General features: G+C 70.9%; 14 protein-coding genes. 8 read left to right on the forward strand and 6 right to left on the reverse strand.

Going from position 1 to position 14,767, the window contains the following annotated elements; genetic code table 11:
- The first annotated feature begins 140 nt into the window (after positions 1-140).
- From ACZ56V_RS36850 to ACZ56V_RS36865, 4 genes are read left to right on the forward strand one after another with little or no spacing between them, the layout of a single operon-like run.
- Positions 141-1,547 carry an ABC transporter substrate-binding protein gene (locus ACZ56V_RS36850; protein WP_467380350.1) on the forward strand — a complete coding sequence of 469 codons (1,407 nt, stop codon included), beginning with the start codon at positions 141-143 and terminating at the stop codon, positions 1,545-1,547.
- Positions 1,544-2,497 (forward strand): carbohydrate ABC transporter permease, encoded by a 954-nt coding sequence (locus tag ACZ56V_RS36855; protein ID WP_468947964.1) that lies wholly within the window; start codon positions 1,544-1,546, stop codon positions 2,495-2,497. The genes ACZ56V_RS36850 and ACZ56V_RS36855 overlap by 4 nt, the downstream gene beginning before the upstream one ends.
- A gap of 14 nt (positions 2,498-2,511) precedes the next feature.
- Positions 2,512-3,366, forward strand: a complete 855-nt coding sequence (locus tag ACZ56V_RS36860; protein WP_398909091.1) for a carbohydrate ABC transporter permease — start codon at positions 2,512-2,514, stop codon at positions 3,364-3,366.
- Entirely contained in the window at positions 3,363-4,721 is a 1,359-nt protein-coding gene (locus ACZ56V_RS36865; protein WP_467380354.1) for a glycoside hydrolase family 32 protein, read from the forward strand. Before ACZ56V_RS36860 ends, ACZ56V_RS36865 begins: the two co-directional genes overlap by 4 nt.
- 28 nt (positions 4,722-4,749) lie before the next feature.
- Here ACZ56V_RS36865 and ACZ56V_RS36870 read toward each other — a convergent pair whose 3' ends face one another.
- On the reverse strand, positions 4,750-5,814 hold the full coding sequence (locus ACZ56V_RS36870) for a LacI family DNA-binding transcriptional regulator (RefSeq protein WP_356367690.1): 1,065 nt from the start codon (positions 5,812-5,814) through the stop codon (positions 4,750-4,752).
- Positions 5,815-6,301: 487 nt separating this feature from the next.
- On the opposite strand from ACZ56V_RS36870, the gene ACZ56V_RS36875 reads away from it, so the two are divergent.
- On the forward strand, positions 6,302-7,162 hold the full coding sequence (locus ACZ56V_RS36875) for a MerR family transcriptional regulator (protein ID WP_468947967.1): 861 nt from the start codon (positions 6,302-6,304) through the stop codon (positions 7,160-7,162).
- Positions 7,163-7,173: 11 nt separating this feature from the next.
- Here ACZ56V_RS36875 and ACZ56V_RS36880 read toward each other — a convergent pair whose 3' ends face one another.
- Entirely contained in the window at positions 7,174-7,734 is a 561-nt protein-coding gene (locus ACZ56V_RS36880) for a dihydrofolate reductase family protein (RefSeq protein WP_398909410.1), read from the reverse strand.
- 35 nt (positions 7,735-7,769) lie between these two features.
- Positions 7,770-8,630 (reverse strand): metalloregulator ArsR/SmtB family transcription factor, encoded by an 861-nt coding sequence (locus tag ACZ56V_RS36885; RefSeq protein ID WP_468947969.1) that lies wholly within the window; start codon positions 8,628-8,630, stop codon positions 7,770-7,772.
- Positions 8,631-8,967: 337 nt separating this feature from the next.
- Here ACZ56V_RS36885 and ACZ56V_RS36890 point away from each other — a divergent pair, with 337 nt between their 5' ends.
- On the forward strand, positions 8,968-10,275 hold the full coding sequence (locus ACZ56V_RS36890; RefSeq protein WP_468947971.1) for a phytase: 1,308 nt from the start codon (positions 8,968-8,970) through the stop codon (positions 10,273-10,275).
- Between the two features lie 76 nt (positions 10,276-10,351).
- On the forward strand, positions 10,352-10,624 hold the full coding sequence (locus tag ACZ56V_RS36895) for a hypothetical protein (RefSeq protein ID WP_398909102.1): 273 nt from the start codon (positions 10,352-10,354) through the stop codon (positions 10,622-10,624).
- Here the strand turns inward: ACZ56V_RS36895 and ACZ56V_RS36900 are convergent.
- From ACZ56V_RS36900 to ACZ56V_RS36910, 3 genes are all read right to left on the reverse strand, one after another.
- Positions 10,610-11,560 (reverse strand): SDR family NAD(P)-dependent oxidoreductase, encoded by a 951-nt coding sequence (locus ACZ56V_RS36900; RefSeq protein ID WP_468947973.1) that lies wholly within the window; start codon positions 11,558-11,560, stop codon positions 10,610-10,612. The two genes, ACZ56V_RS36895 and ACZ56V_RS36900, sit on opposite strands and share 15 nt — an antisense overlap.
- A 124-nt stretch (positions 11,561-11,684) precedes the next feature.
- Positions 11,685-12,830 carry a methyltransferase gene (locus ACZ56V_RS36905; protein WP_468947975.1) on the reverse strand — a complete coding sequence of 382 codons (1,146 nt, stop codon included), beginning with the start codon at positions 12,828-12,830 and terminating at the stop codon, positions 11,685-11,687.
- A 263-nt stretch (positions 12,831-13,093) separates the two neighbouring features.
- Positions 13,094-13,516, reverse strand: a complete 423-nt coding sequence (locus ACZ56V_RS36910) for a winged helix-turn-helix transcriptional regulator (RefSeq protein WP_398909109.1) — start codon at positions 13,514-13,516, stop codon at positions 13,094-13,096.
- Positions 13,517-13,613: 97 nt separating this feature from the next.
- Between ACZ56V_RS36910 and ACZ56V_RS36915 the strand changes: the two genes are divergently transcribed.
- Positions 13,614-14,582 carry an NAD(P)H-dependent oxidoreductase gene (locus ACZ56V_RS36915; RefSeq protein WP_468947978.1) on the forward strand — a complete coding sequence of 323 codons (969 nt, stop codon included), beginning with the start codon at positions 13,614-13,616 and terminating at the stop codon, positions 14,580-14,582.
- Positions 14,583-14,767: the final 185 nt, after the last annotated feature.

The raw sequence follows: 14,767 nt of genomic DNA on the forward strand, positions 1-14,767 counted from the left end.
CGAACGGCGGCTCTCGTGGAACCAGGACTGTAGACCTAACTCGTTAAAGGTCAAGTGGTTCCCGAGTCTTGACAGGGCCGCGGCAGGGTTCTCATCATCATCGGCATCAGCTCTCGACTAACACGAGTTAGGTACGTCCGATGACCGACTCGCACACCCGCCGCAGCCTGCTGCGGTACGGCGCCTACGGGGCGGCGGCCGCCGCACTGGCCGGTGCCGCTGCCTCTTGGGACCGGCTCACCGCGGCCGACATCCCCGGCCGCGACGACGGTTCCCTCGTCGTGGCCACCCTGGGCCCCGCCTACGGTCCGGCCGCCGTGCGCGCCCTCACCGAGGGCTTCGCCGAGCAGTACCCCGACATCAAGCTCCGGATCAACGCGGTGCAGGCCGTCGACTGGTCGGACTTCTTCGCCAAGATCCTCACCCAGATCGCCGCGGGCATGGCCCCCGACCTGGTCTACGTCGCGACGGAGGGCGTGCAGCTGTTCGCGCAACGGCTCGGGGTGCCCCTGGACCGCTGGGTCCGGCGGGACGCCGACGAACTGCGGGAGTACTTCGCCGACGTCCACCCCTCACTGGTGGAGTCGATGATGTACGAGGGCAGCCTCTACCAGCTCCCCGTGGAGTTCAACGCGGCCGACATGTACCTCAACCGGCAGGTGCTGCGACGGGCCGGCGCGGACCGTCCGCCGGCCGACTGGACCCGTGACGACTTCACCGCACTGCTGCGCCGGATGAAGAAGTCGAGCGACTCCCACTTCACGCCGTACTTCTGGACCAACCGGCTGTGGGGCGGAGTGGTGCCCTGGCTCTTCGCCCACGGCACCAACCTGCTGGCCGAGTCCAAGGCGCCCGGCGGCGACTGGCTGTGGGACGCCTTCTACCCGGCGCACCAGCGGCGGGGGCGCGGCGGAGGCTTCCGCTGGACCGCACCGCAGGCGACCGGCGCCCGCTTCGAGGAGACGTACGAGTACCTGGCCTCCCTCATCGAGGAGGGCCTGTGCACCCGTCCCGAGGGCGGCAACGGGCAGAACCTGGTCGGCGTGTTCTCCACGGGCCGGGTCGGCGTGACGCCCGCGGGCGGCTTCTGGGCTGGCGGCCTGCACCAGGCGGGGATGCCCGCCGACGGATACGACGTGCAGTACTTCCCCCGCCGGCGCACCCAGCGCCACCAGTTCGGCGCCGCCGGCTACGCGCTGCTGCGCACTTCGAAGCGGCAGGAGGAGGCGTGGGAGTTCATCAAGTACGCCGCCCGCAAGGACACCCTGACCCGGCTGTTCACCACCAACCAGACCACCCCGGCGCGCCGCTCGATGCTGACCGCCGACCGCTACCGGGAGACCGGCCCCGAGGGCTGGCGGGTCTTCTACGACACCCTCGACCGCTTCCCCGACACCGGCCCCGTCCCGGCGCCGCCGCAGGTCGCCGAGGTCGAGCAGGTGCTGCTGAAGCACACCGGCACCGCCCTGTCGTCCCCGCGCGCGGTGCGTCCGGCGCTGCGCCGGCTCCAGGACGACCTGGAGAAGGCCATGGAGCGTGACGTATGACGAACACTCAGATCCCGCCGGTACGGCCGAAGCCGGTGTCCCGGCCACCGACGGCCGTGGTCCGTCCGTCCGCGCGGGAGCGCGGCACGCGGCTGCTCGCCGCTCTGTTCCTGGCACCGACGATCGTCGGCATCGTCGTCTTCACGGTCGTCCCCATCGTCGGCTCGGTGGTGCTGAGCCTCTTCCACTGGAACGTGATCGAGGATCCGAGCTTCGCAGGGGCGGCCAACTACGGCGAGGTCTTCGGCGACTCGACGGTGCTGGTCTCCTTCCGCAACACGCTGCTGTTCATGGTGCTGGCGGTCGCGCTGCAACTGCTGATCGCGCTGGTGCTGTCGATCGCGGTGAGCGGGCGGATGCCGGTGTGGCTGCGGTCGGTGTTCCGGTCGGCGTTCTTCTTCCCCCTGGTGCTGTCCGCGGCGTCCATCTCCGTGGTGATGAAGTACCTGTTCAACCAGGACTTCGGGCTGGTCAACTGGCTCGTCGGCATGGTCGGGATCGCTCCGGTGCCCTGGCTGACCTCGGAGAACGGGGCGATGACCACGGTGATCCTGGTCTATGTCTGGCAGCAGTTCGGGTTCTCCTTCCTGCTGTTCGTGGGCGGCCTCAACAACATCCCGAAGGAGGTCCACGAGGCCGCCGCCCTGGACGGCGCCACCGGACTCCGCAAGCACCTGCACGTCACCCTGCCGCTGCTGTCGCCGACCCTGCTCGTGGCGTCCGTGGTCGGCATCATCAACGCGCTCCAGGTCTTCGAGCAGCCGTACGTCCTGACCAACGGCGGTCCCGGCGACTCCACCCGCACCGTCGTGATGGTCATCTACGAAACCGCCTTCGAACAGCTGCGCTTCGGCACCGCGTCCGCGGTGGGTGTGCTGCTGTTCGTGCTGATCATGGCGGTGACCGCCCTCCAGTTCCGGCTCAGCCGGCGTTTCGTCCACTACCAGTGAGCCGGGTGAGTCCCATGAGCCACACGATCCTGACCACCGGCCGGGTGCGTCACTCCCTCGCCCCATGGGCGCGGATCGCCGGACTGGCCGTCTGCGCGCTGCTGACCCTCGGCCCGGTCATCTGGACCGTCTCCACCTCGCTGCGCACTCCAGCGGAGTCGTTCGACCTGCCGCCGCAGATCATCCCCTCGCAACCGACGGGCGAGGCATACCGCGGAGTCTTCGCGCAGATCGACGTATGGCTGCTCGCCCTCAACTCCACGCTCGTGACGGCGCTGATCGCGGTCGGGCAGATGATCACCGCGGGACTCGCCGGATACGCGTTCGCCCGCCTGGAGTTCCGCTTCAAGAAGCCGCTGTTCGCCCTGGTCCTGGCCACCATGATGGTGCCGTTGCAGGTCACCATCGTGCCGGTGTTCCTGGTGCTGAAGTCGATGGGGCTGACCGACACCCTGCTCGGCCTGATCGTTCCGGCGTTCCCCACCGCGTTCGGCACGTTCCTGATGCGCCAGTACTTCATGGGCATGCCGAAAGACCTGGGCGAGGCGGCGATGCTCGACGGGGCGGGCCCCTGGCGGGTGTTCCGCTCGGTGTACGCCCCGCTCGCGGCGCCCGGTCTCGCGATCGTCGGCGTACTGGCCTTCAACTACCACTGGAACGAGTTCTTCCGCCCGCTGATCCTGGAGACCTCCGGCCAGAACTACACCCTTCCCCTGGGACTGGTCTCCCTCCAGGGCAACCTCGGCACCGGCTCCGTATCGGTGGTGCTCGCCGGTGTGGTGCTGTCCATGATCCCCGCCGTCGCCGTGTTCGTCGTCGGCCAGCGCCCTCTCCGCGAGGGCATCACCTCCGCAGGAGTCAACCGTTGAGCCTCGACAGCAACGCGCCGCGCTTCCGGGTCCGACCGCCCGCCAACTGGATCAACGACCCGAACGGCCCGTTCCGCTGGGGTGACCGGTACCACCTCTTCTACCAGCACAATCCGCATGCGCCGGTGCACGCCGACGTCCACTGGGGCCACGCCTCCAGCCGGGACCTCGCCCGCTGGCAGCACCATCCGATCGCGCTCACCCCGACACCCGGCGGGCCCGACGAGGCGGGCTGCTGGTCCGGCTGCGTGGTCGACGACGACGGAGTCCCGACCGCGGTGTACACGGGCATCGACCACCATCACACCGGCCTCGGCACGATCTGCCTGGCCCGCGCGGCCGACCCGGGCGACCCGGCGCTGACCGGGTGGAAGCCGCTGCCCGAACCCGTGGTGCCCGGCCCGCCACCCGGCCTGGACGTGGTGATGTTCCGCGATCCGTTCGTCTTCCGGCACGCCGGGCGCCGCTGGGCCCTGGTCGGCGCGGGTCACGCCGACGGCACGCCCTCGGTCCTGCTGTACGACTGCGACGACCTGACGGACTGGCGGTTCGCGGGCGTGCTCCTGGGCGGTGACGACCCGGTGGCCGTGGACGCGTTCGGCGACAAGGCCGTCGGTTGGGAGTGCCCACAAGTGCTGGTGACCCAGGGAGGTGACTGGGTACTGTTGGTGTCCCTGTGGGACGGCGACCCGAGCGCGACCGGCTACCTGACGGGCAGTCTGGAACCCTCTCCGGACCATGGGTTGAGGTTCACCGCGCGCACCGGCGGCCCTCTCGACCACGGTTGTGACTTCTACGCGCCTGCCGTCCTGCAGGAGCCGGAACGGGCCCTGATGTGGGGCTGGTCCTGGGAGTCCCGCGAGCCGGGCGAGGCCGAGCGGGCCGGCTGGGCCGGCGTGCTCACCGCGCCACGTGTCGTCGACGTCCACACCGACGGCAGCCTGCGGATCCTGCCCGCGCCGGAGCTGGACACGCTGCGGGCGCCGGAGCCCTTCGTCACCGAACCGGGCACCGGCACACGTCTGCCGGACGCGTACGACCTGACGGTCACCGCCCGCGCGGTCACGACGGTCCGCCTGGGGGAGGGGCTGACCCTCCGGATCGACCCCGGAACGGGCACCCTGACCGTCCGGCGCGCCGGGCGGCCCGCGCCGGTCGAGGTCCGGGTGGCGCGCGGCGCGGAGCTGAACGTCCGCGTCCTCGTCGACGGTTCGCTGTACGAGGTGTTCGCGGACGACCGGGCCGTGGTGACCGAGCGGGTCTACCGCGGCCCCGGCGACGCCCCCCGACTGACCGTCACGGGAGCCGATGCCACCGTCGCCGCGTGGGAGCTGGCCGGACCGACCCTGAACTGAGCACCGGGCACCGTTGCCACGGCCGTCCCTACACGGTCGGGACCGGACCCACCGACGACCGGGTCACCACCGGGCAGGCCAGACGGCGGACCCTGGCCGGTGGGGTGCGGCCGGTGGTGATGGCGTCGAGCAGGAGGCGGGTGGCGGACTCGCCCATCCCGCGGTGCGGAAGCGCGATCGTGGTGAGGGACGGCGTGAGGAAGGCGGCCATGTGCTCCTGGTCGTCGTAGCCGATCACCGACAACTCGGCGGGGACGGTGACCCCGAGCCGGGTCGCGGCGTGCAGGACGCCCGCCGCGACCCGGTCGTTGTAGCAGAAGACGGCAGTGGGACGGCGGGCCGGTTCCACGCCGTCGAACAGCCGCATGGCACCCTCGTATCCGGCGGCGATCTCCCCGCCGGTGCGTACCACCCACTCCTTGGGGACGGTGACCCCCTCGGCGCGCAACGCGTCACGGAAGCCGCCCAGCCGCTCCACGGACGCGATGTCGTCCAGTCCCCCCAAGTAGGCGATCCTGCGGTGCCCGTGGTCGAGCAGCAGCCGGGCCGCCGTACGGCCGCCGGCCCGCTCGGCGGGAATCACGGCGGACAGGGAGCCGTCCTCGGGCAGGCAGTTGGCAAGGACGGAGTGGGTACGGTGCAGTCCCTCGGGGACGCGGACCCGGCGCAACGACATGGCCGCATAGATGATGCCGTCCACGCGCCGGTCCAGGAGTTCGGCGACGGCCGCGTCCTCCTTGGCGCGGTCGCCGCCGGAGTCGATGGTGAGCACGAGGTGTTCGCTGGCCCAGGCCGTCTCCATCGCGCCGCGCAGCAGCCGGCCCGCGAACGGGGAGGACGCGATCTCGTCGGTGACCAGCCCGATCACGGCCGTGCGCCGACGGCGCAGGCCGCGGGCGACGGGATCGGGCCGGTACCCGAGCTGCGCGGCGGCCAGCCGGATGCGTTCCTGGGTGGCGGGGGAGAGGTTGCCCTCGGCACGGCCGTTGAAGACGAAGGAGACGGCGGTGTGCGACACGCCGGCGAGCCGGGCGACGTCCCGTGAGGTGGGACGCCCGGTTCCCGTCGTGGGTTTGCCTTCTGCGTTCGTCATGGCACCCGCTGTCCTCTGCTTCCCCCGCCCGTGAGGTTGATCGCTGCTCAGCCTAACGGGACGGGTCCGGCGCCGACGTCTCCGGACTCCGGTGGTCTGGGCAGCTGCCGGGGGAGCGAGGGCGGGACCGGTGCATCCGCGTCCCGAAGGGAGCCCTCGGCCCTCGTCGGGCGGAGATCACCGAGGTCAATCCGACTGCCGTGTGGGCCAACTTCGCCCAGCGCGGCTACACGAGTCCTGCTCACCGCTTCGGACGCCACCGTCCGCGAGCGGCTGTGAGGACAAGGGCTCGGCTCGGAGTTGCAGCAGGAATGGGCGGGAAGTGTCCGCAATGCATGGCTCCTGGACCGGCAGGCCCCAGGTTGGGCCGGCCCTCACACACCTGAGGCCGCATCCACGCGTCCACTCATCTGAAACGGGGATTGCACGTGCCGCAGCGGCATGTGGTCCAGTAGGCGGCGAGCACGACACCGAGAGGTTCCCTCACATGCCCCTTCCTGCGATTCCCCGCCGGGTCAAGATCGGTGATGCCGCCGCGTTCGCCGGGACCACACCCCGCGCCATCCGCCACTACCACGCCATCGGGCTCCTCGCCGAGCCCGAACGCGGCAGCGACGACCGCCGCCGCTACGGGCACGACGACATGGTCCGCCTGCTGTGGATCCGCAGGATGGCCGATGCGGGTGTCTCCCTGGATGACATCCACGCCGCCTTCAAGGGCACCACGGACATCGAGCAGTCCCTGGCCCGTCTGGAGGAGGCCCTCGCTGCCAAGGCGGCCGCCATCGAGGCCCAGCGGGCCGCCGTGAACCGTCTCCGGGAGGTGGGCAGCCCCCTCGGCCTGCTCTCACCGCTGGTCACTGGCCTCCTGCGCGATCTGCCGCCCGGAGCCCTGCGCTCCGCCGACCTCGACACCCTCCTGGTCACGGAGCGCGTCTTCGGCCCTCTGGGCGCCGCTGGCCAGGCCAACCGGTTCATCGTTCTCGCCACCCACCCAGGGCTGCGGGCCGAGGAGGACCGACTGGCCGAGGCCGAGATGGCCCTGGACGACACCGTCTCCCCCGACGACCCCCGCATCGAGGACCTGGCCGCCCAGCGATGCGATCACGAGACCGTCCTGGCAGCCGCCGTCGAAGGATCCGGTCTGGAAGAGGCCCTCGACGTCTTCCTGGACCGGGAGGACGAGCACGTCGGCGAGGAAGGAGACGAGGCGAGGATGAGCGCGGTGGAGGCCATCGGCAGGATGCCGTACGACTTCTCCCCGGCCCGGGTCCGGTACGAGGAACGCGTCATCGAACTGCTTCACTCGGCCGATCAGGACGGCGACACGAACCCACCGACCTGCTGACTGACGTCGCTTCAGCGGATGCGGTCGTAGACGAGGGAGAGCGTGCCGTGCTCGCCGGCCGCCTGGCCGGCCAGCGTCCAGCCTCCCTGGGGCAGGCCGTCGTCGAAGAGGCGCGGCCCGTCGCCGAGGGTGACCGGGAAGATCGTGAGTGCGAGTCGGTCGACCTCGTCGGCGGCCAGCAGCGCCTTGATGACGCTTGCGCTGGACAGGACGAGGATGTCGCCGCCCTCGGCCTTCCTGAGGTCCGCGGCTGCCTCGGCGGTCGGCTTGTCGACCAGGGTGGTGCGCTCCCAGGGCGCCTGGCCGAGGGTGGACGAGAGAACGACCTTGTCGGTGTCGACGAGCCACTTCGCGAAGCCCTCGTCCCGCGGGTCGGCACCGTCCATGCCGATGACGGTCGGCCAGAAACCGAGGAACCCCTCGGCGTTGACCCGACCGAGGAGCGCGGTCGTCGCCGACCGCCAGAGCGTGGTCAGGTGGTCCCGGGCGACGTCGGTGACGGCGTACGGCATCACCCAGCCCATGTCCAGAGGGTCGCGACCGGCGTAGCGGCCGTCGAGGGAGAGGGCCATGTTGGTGACGATCCGGCGGCTGCTGTCGTGCTGGCTCACTTCGTACTCCCGGTGGTGGGGTCGGTGTCGACGTTGTCGTGCGCGTCTGCGGTAAGGGTCGCCGCGAGCTTGTCGAGGCTCTGACCGAAACCGGTCTCGATGCCTGCGACGAAGTCCGCCGACTCGACCGTGCTGTCGGTGATCCGCCAGCTGACGTCGAGGTCCGTGCCGGTCCCGGTGGGCCGGCAGGTGAGGGCGACGTGTGCGGTGAAGGCCGGAGCGCCGTCGGGGAGCAGGGGAGAGAGCTGGTAGGCGAGGCGCTCATGAGGGTGCACCTCGTCGACGGTCCCTTCGGCACGTCCGACCATCACGTCGCGGCCGTCCGTGTCCTCTGCATCGCGGTAGACCTGCAGGATCCGTCCGCCGGGCCGAGCCTCGAAGACGAGTTCGCGCACGTGCAGGTCGTCGGGGCTCCACCAGCGGGCGAGCAGGGCGGGCTCGGTCAGGTGGCGCCAGACCAGCTCGGGGCGGTTCGCCAGCCGCCGGTGAAAACCGAACGAGCGGCCGTCGGCCCACCCGGCCTGCGTGGCGGCGTGCCGTTCGGTTCGCATGCCGGCCCTGTAGTGCTCGTGGGTCGCGCCCGGCCCGCCCGCCTGCTCCGCGGTTTCGGCGAGTCGGCTCAGCTCTGCCGCCAACTCCCGCAGAGCGGCGGGCCTGAGCGTGTTGATGCGGCGCTGGCCGATGCGTTCGGAGACAACGACACCGGCGCGTTCCAGGGTCTGCAGATGCTTGGTGGTCTGAGGTTGACGTGCCCCGGCCAGCTGGGCAAGGACACCCACGGGGCGGGGCCGCTCGGCCAGCAGTTCCACGAGCCGCCAGCGGACCGGGTCCGCCAGCGCGGTGAGGAGTGCGTCCATGGACAGCAGTATTCCTGGCAATGAATATTCGTGTCAAGGAATAAGTGTGGTTCAGCTGAAGAGCGAGCGCGCCCCGGTGCGGGCCACGCGGACGCGCATCCGTCGACGGTCACGGCGCGGCAGCAGAACAACGCCCCGCCTCGGCAACGGACTTCGAGCGCCCCGTGCAGTCTTCACCCCTCGGCCATGTACCCGTCGTCCGCAGGTTGCCAAGGTGATGCGCGCCCTCCGCCTGCGTTCTCGATCATGTGACGTCGTCCCAGTGGTGGGTGCGGTCGCGAGCCCGACGTCGGATGCGGCGTCGGCTTCGTCCGCTCCCTGGCAAAGGAGACCCTTCGTGTACGCGTTCACAAGACGCCGTTCCAGTGTCGTCGCGGCGGCGGCGACCCTGGTGTTCACCGCCGCCGCCGCGGCCGTACCCTCGGCGGGTGCCTCGGCGCTCGCCGGACCGCCCGAGGTCGTTCCCCGGGCCGAGACCGCCGCGCTGTTCGACGACGAGGGTGGGAACGCGAACGCCGACGACCCGGCGATCTGGCGCAACTCCGCCGAGCCGGACGCGAGCCTCGTCATCGCCACGGCCAAGGAGGGCGGCCTGCGGGTCTACGACCTCGACGCCCGGCAGGTGCAGTCGGTCCCCGCGCCCGCCGCGCCCGGAGCGGACGACGCTCCCGGCCGGTACAACAACGTCGACCTGGTGCACGGGACGCACTTGGGCTCAGGCGCCACGGACCTGGCGGTCGTCAGCGACCGTGGCAGCGACAAGCTGCGCGTCTACCGCGTCGACGGCGACCGGCCGGACGCCCCGCTCACCGATGTCACGGACGCCTCGGTGCCGTGGATCTTCTCCGGCTCGCAGGAGGAGGTCAACGAGGAGAGCACCGCCTACGGCCTGGCCACGTACACCGACTCCGCGACCGGCAAGTCCTACGCGCTCGTCAGCCAGAACGCGACCACCCGCATCGCGCTGCTGGAGCTGACCCCGACGCGCGGCGGCAAGGTGTCCTACCGGAAGGTCCGCACCCTGGACCTGCCCGCCGCCTTCACGATGCCCGACGGCACGAAGTGGTCCCCCTGCGGAGAACCCGGCGAAGGCCCGCAGGTCGAGGGCATGGTCGTCGACCCGGAGACCGGCACGCTCTTCGCCGGGCAGGAGGATGTGGGTGTCTGGCGGCTGCCGGCCGACCTCAAGGGCAGGCCGGTCCTCCAGGACAGGGTCCGCGAGTACGGCGTGCCGGCCACCTACGACGAGGCGTCCGACGAGTGTGTGGCGGGTGACGACCCCGGGTTCGGGGGCAGTCACGTGTCCGCGGACGTCGAGGGTCTGACCCTGTTGAAGCAGGACGACGGGGACGGCTACCTGCTCACCTCCAGCCAGGGCGACGACACCTTCGTCGCCTACGACCGCGAACGGTCCGACGGTTACGAGTACGAGGGCGGCTTCCGTGTGAGTGCCGCGTCCGAGTCACTGGACGGTTCCGAGGAGTGCGACGGCGCGGACGTACTCGCCGAGCCTCTCGGCAGCAGGTACCCGAACGGCCTGCTCGTCGTCCAGGACGGTCACATGGCTCCGGAGAACAGCGACCGCGAGGCCACTGGCTTCAAGTTCGTCGACCTCGCCGACGTCCTGGAGGCTCTCGACGACTGACCGCCGATCGGGCTCGGCGCCGCGCACCCCGTCGCCGGGACCGTTCACCGGCGTCGAGACCACCCGTCGGGCGCGCATGGGCCCCGACGGCATCGAACGCGTCCGCGCCGCCGGGCCCTACGGCGCCGCGCTCGCCCGCGAGACCGACGCCTGGACCGGCTTCACCGCCGAGGGGCGGAGCGTCCCGCACGACCCGATCACCGCCCTGGCGATGCTCCGCCCCGAGCTGTACGAGACCGAAACCCGGTACGGTCACCTGGACCGGGTGGCCGTGGAGATCGTCGCACGCCATGGCAGCCGGCCACCCAACGGCTACCCCGGGCCCGGCGCCCGCCTACCGGAAGCCTAGGTGCGGACCGGTGCCGGCCAGCTCACCGCTGACGGCCCACAGACGAGCAGCGACAGCTGGATCGGCCATATGAGCCGGGACGGGCTCACGCCTCGGCGTGCCACGCAGGCCGAAGACCCGTGGACCCCACAACTGCCCTCCCCGCACCTCCGGATCGAGGACGGCACGGACGACGGGCCACGCTCCGGCGTCCTTGCCCTGCACCAGGAGCCCGGCGGGCGCGGCGCGCAGCCGTTCGCCGGTGGTCGTCACGCGTACCGGCGGGCGGGACGGGCTGAGGGAGTCCAGTGCGCCGCCGGGGTGGGCCACCACACTGAGCACCGTGCTGCCGACGGCCCGCAGGCGCCGGTCGAGTTCGAAGCCGAAGCACATCTGCGCCAGCTTCGACCGGCCGTAGGTGCGCCCCGGCCGGTAGTCCCGGCTCGACTGCGGGTCGTCCAGGTCCAGTCGCTCGGACCGCGCCGCGAAGCTTCCCACCGTCACGATGCGGCCCGCCGGCGCCGCGGACAGCAAAGGGGCCAGCCACTGGGTCAGCGCGAAGTGGCCGAGATGGTTGGTCCCGAACATCAGCTCGTGGCCGTCCCTGGTCTCCCGGCGCGGCGGGTCGTCGAGCGCGACCCCTGCGTTGCAGACCACCGCGTCGAGATGACCGAGGTCCAGCCTGTCCACGGCAGTCTTGAGGGACGCCAGGTCGGCGAGGTCCAGTGGGAGGTGCCGCACCTGCGCGCCGGGAACGCGCGAGCGGATCGAGGCCATGGCGGCGTCGGCCTTCGCGCGGTCCCGGCTGCCGAGTACGACGACGGCGCCGGTGGCGGCGAGCTGCTCCGCGGCGAAGTAGCCGATCCCGGCGTTGCCCCCGGTGATCAGGAAGGTCCTGCCCTCCGCGGACGGCAAGCGGTGAACGTCCCACGATCGGCTCTGGGATGCGGAAGACACGTGGACAGGCTCCTTGCGCTCTGGGGCAGCGTGCTCGTGGAGAGCACCAACCCGCCCAAGGTCGCAGCCGCCACCGACATATCGCCGACAGATTCCCTACACCTGTCCTCCGAGGCCCCGTTGCCTACCCCGCCGCCGGTCGTGCCGTCAGGCGCCACAGGGACGTGGTCTCGGCGCTGCGTGCCATGTGGAGTGGATCGGTGGCGTCCCTGGAGCGCGGGTGCCGGGGCTTGGTGTCCATCCTGCCCACTACGCGGAGGCCTGCCGCGTGGACGGCGTCCAGCAGTTGCCGGCGTGTGCGAAGGCCGAGGTGCTCTGCGAGGTCGGACAGGACCAGCCAGCCCTCGCCACCTGGCCGCAGGTGGCCGGCGAGCCCGGTGAGGAAGCCGCTGAGCATGGTGCCGTCCCGGTCGTAGACGCCCTGTTCGATGGGGCCCGTCGGTCGGGCGGGAAGCCATGGCGGATTGCACACGACGAGGTCGGCGCGGCCCTCGGGGAACAGTCCGGGGCCGTACACCTCGACCGCGTCGGTCGGCGCGAGTCTGTGCGTGTTCTCCCTGGCGCAGGTCAAGGCGCGTGCGCTGATGTCGGTGGCCACGACACGGTTGATTCCGCGACGGGCCAGCACCGCGGCGAGGACTCCGGTTCCGGTGCCGAGATCGAACGCAGTACCGGTGGCGGGACTGTGCCGGATCGCCGACGGCAGCGGTGCGCGGGCGACCAGGTCGACGTACTCGCCTCTGACCGGGGCGAAGACGCCGTAGTGGGGGTGGATACGGGCGCCCAGCGGGGGCACGTCGACCCCTTTCACCCGCCACTGGTGGGCGCCGATCACTCCCAGCAGTTCCCTGAGGGACACGGCCGTGGGTCCCTTCGGGGGGCCGTAGGCCTCCAGACACGCCTGGCGGACATCGGGGGCTCGGCGCAACGCCAGGGCGTAGTCGTCGTCCAGCAGCACCAGGAGCTTGCCGAGGACTCGGGCGCGGTGGCGGCTGTGACGCCGGTAGAGGTGGAAGGACTCGCTCGGGGAAGAACCCGACCCGGGCGCTTTGCGGTCGATGCGGCGGCCGATCGCTCGCAGCAGTTGCCGGGCGTTGTGGAAGTCGCCTTGCCAGAGGAGGGCTGTTCCCTCGCAGGCCAGACGGTAGGCGTCGTCGGCCTTCACCCGGTCGTCGGCGACGACGGTTCGCCGGGGAAGGGGGGCGGCGTTCTCGGAATGCCACCGGGCGGTCCGGTGTGTGTGGTCTTCGGTCCAGCGGATGGTGGACACCACGTACTCCTCGTGGTCGAACGTGCAAGGGGCACGAAGAGCACTTCGACGAGGAGCAGACCGAACCCACGTCCGTCAGAACGACAGCAGTGACGGGCGTGTGCGTTGAAGCAGGGAGTCGTTACCGCTCTGGCGTCGAAGCGCGTGAGCGGATGTCCCAGACGACCATGCCGAGCATCGGGGTCAGACCTTCCGGAGGAGTGGCCAGCAGACTCGCACAGGTGCTGCCGTGGTTCCAAACCTTCCGGTCAGGCCAGGCCAGGTCAGCGCGGCGAGGCGGTGACGGTGCCGGCCCGGGATCGGTGGGTGCGGATCTCCGCGTGGTGGTCCGCGGCCCAGCCGATCAGCTGCATGACGATCTCGCGCAGGCCGCGGCCGAGGGGGGCGAGGGCGTACTCCACACGCGGCGGAACCTCGGCGTAGGCGGTGCGCGTGATCAAACCGTCCTCGACAAGCTGGCGCAGCGTGTGCGTGAGCATGCGCTGGGAGATGCCGGGGATCCGGCGCTGCAGGTCGGTGTAGCGCAGTGGGCCGTTCTCCAGGACGGCGATGATCAGCATGCTCCACTTGTCGCCGACCCGGTCCAGCACCTGCCGGACGAAGGCCATGTGCTCGGCGGGGATGCTCGCGCACGGCCCGGTCGCGGCCGCCATCTCCGTATCGGTCCTGTCCGGCATGGCGCCCATTCCTCTCCGTCGCGCACACCCGTGTGCCTTTTGTAACGCCTTCCATACTGCCGCATCATGGCGCTACGAACAAAAAGTAGGAATTGGAGTTCAGGCCGTGAAAGTAGAGATCTGGGCCGAGGTCGAGGTGGTCCACCGCTCCTTCCCGCCGGTTGGCCGCCTCCGAGGGACTGAACCCCTACGGCTCGCCGGCGAACTGGGCCTGGACCGTGACCTGACGCGCCAGGCCCTCACCGAGCGCCGCCACCGCTCCCAGGTACAGGAAGACGTCCGCCGCGCGCGTCTGCCGGGCGCCGCCGGTGCCCCCTTCACCGTCGTCGACGGCCGCTACGGCGTCCCCGGCGCCCAGAGCGGCGACGCCCTGCTGGACCTGCTCCGTACCGCCTGGGACGAAACCCACCCCTCCTCGAAAGGCCCAACCGCCATGTCGTACCTGCTGCACATCGACTCCTCCTCGCTCGGCGAGGCCTCCGTTTCCCGCCAGGTCGCCCGGTCCTTCCGCGACCGGTGGCCGGGACCGGTCGTCCACCGCGACCTCGCGGCCTCACCGGTGCCGCACCTGACCGCGGCGGGCGTCACCGCCCGCGACACCGCCCCGTCCCGGCACACCCCCGAGCAGGCCGAGGCCCAGGCACTGCAGGACGAGTTGATCGAGGAGTTCCTCGGCGCCGGCGCGTACCTGTTCACGGTGCCGATGTACAACCTGTCCATGCCGTCGGCGTTCAAGGCGTGGCTGGACCAGATCATGGTCGTGGACCGGACCTTCAGCCACACCGGCGCCTCTCCGGCCGCGGGTCGCCCGGCCCTGCTGATATCCGCCCGCGGCGGCAGCTACGCCCCTGGCGCCCCCAGGGAGGGCCTGGACTACCTGGTACCCACGCTGGAAACCGTCCTGGGGCACGAGGACCTCCTCGGCCTGGACGTCACCACCGTGACTCCCGAGCTGACCATGGCCCCCCACGCACCGGCCCTCACCTCACTTCTCCCCCTGTACGAGGCGTCCATGACGGCCGCCCACGACCACGCCCGCGCCCTCGCCACGGCCTTCGCCACACGGGCAGCCTGAATCGCGCCCCCGGACGGACGGGAGGCGGTTCGACCTCGCCGGGGATCGAACCGTCCCCGTACACATAACTGACAAGAAGCTGTCACACCGGACCCGGAATGCGGCATCGGACGCGAGCGGTTTTCACCGGCTATTGGCGCAGAGCACTTGTTCCGTTGCTGTCGTATTCCTGGTCCACGGTCGCG

The sequence above is a fragment of the Streptomyces sp. NPDC034099 genome (assembly GCF_055575415.1).

What these genes read in the sequence shown, in the direction of transcription:
- ACZ56V_RS36850 (WP_467380350.1), top strand. Translation starts at nt 141, where the DNA reads ATGACCGACTCGCACACCCGCCGCAGCCTGCTGCGGTACGGCGCCTAC.
- ACZ56V_RS36855 (WP_468947964.1), top strand. Translation starts at nt 1,544, where the DNA reads ATGACGAACACTCAGATCCCGCCGGTACGGCCGAAGCCGGTGTCCCGG.
- ACZ56V_RS36860 (WP_398909091.1), top strand. Translation starts at nt 2,512, where the DNA reads ATGAGCCACACGATCCTGACCACCGGCCGGGTGCGTCACTCCCTCGCC.
- ACZ56V_RS36870 (WP_356367690.1), bottom strand. Translation starts at nt 5,814, where the DNA reads ATGACGAACGCAGAAGGCAAACCCACGACGGGAACCGGGCGTCCCACC.
- ACZ56V_RS36875 (WP_468947967.1), top strand. Translation starts at nt 6,302, where the DNA reads ATGCCCCTTCCTGCGATTCCCCGCCGGGTCAAGATCGGTGATGCCGCC.
- ACZ56V_RS36880 (WP_398909410.1), bottom strand. Translation starts at nt 7,734, where the DNA reads ATGGCCCTCTCCCTCGACGGCCGCTACGCCGGTCGCGACCCTCTGGAC.
- ACZ56V_RS36885 (WP_468947969.1), bottom strand. Translation starts at nt 8,630, where the DNA reads ATGGACGCACTCCTCACCGCGCTGGCGGACCCGGTCCGCTGGCGGCTC.
- ACZ56V_RS36895 (WP_398909102.1), top strand. Translation starts at nt 10,352, where the DNA reads ATGGGCCCCGACGGCATCGAACGCGTCCGCGCCGCCGGGCCCTACGGC.
- ACZ56V_RS36910 (WP_398909109.1), bottom strand. Translation starts at nt 13,516, where the DNA reads ATGGGCGCCATGCCGGACAGGACCGATACGGAGATGGCGGCCGCGACC.